The following is a 486-nucleotide window of genomic DNA, read 5'->3' on the forward strand; positions in this document are numbered from 1 at the left end:
TCCTTCTTCTCACCGAGCCGCTCGAGCTCGGCCGTGATGTCTGCCAGGCGAATTTTCGCCTGGGGGTGCGAGAGCTCCATGCTCAGATGTCCTTGTCTTCGATGGACGCCAGGTGCGTCCGCATGAACGCGAGCCGCTCGGAGATCTCCGAGCGGAGACCCTGGCTCGTCGGGGGCGGCGACGGGTGCCCATCGGAGGGCGGCGCGTCGGTGGTGCTCGGGGTCGGCGGGTGGCCTTCGTCGGCCGGCGCGCCGGTCGTGCGCGCGGGGTCCGGGTGCCCGGGGGAGGGCGGCGCGGCCTCGCGGGTCTGAGGGGCCGCCTGCTCGTACAGCAGGGCGGCGGCGACCTCGCGGCGCAGCTGCGGGTCTTCGGGCACCTGGGGTGCCGTGGTCGCAGCGTCGCGCGCCAGCGAGGCGCGAATCTGGCGGGTGAGGTGGTCGTCGCTGACGAGGCCGGCGGCCATGTCCCGGGCCCGCACCGACACGC

The 486-nt window shown here is 74.3% G+C and carries 1 pseudogene; it reads right to left on the minus strand.

Annotation, left to right across the window (positions count from 1 at the left end):
- Positions 1-82: 82 nt before the first annotated feature.
- A pseudogene (locus LPA54_RS37110) lies at positions 83-486 on the minus strand (HK97 family phage prohead protease); the annotation flags it as partial.

Source organism: Streptomyces sp. DH12 (assembly GCF_020873895.1).
Taxonomy (GTDB): domain Bacteria; phylum Actinomycetota; class Actinomycetes; order Streptomycetales; family Streptomycetaceae; genus Streptomyces.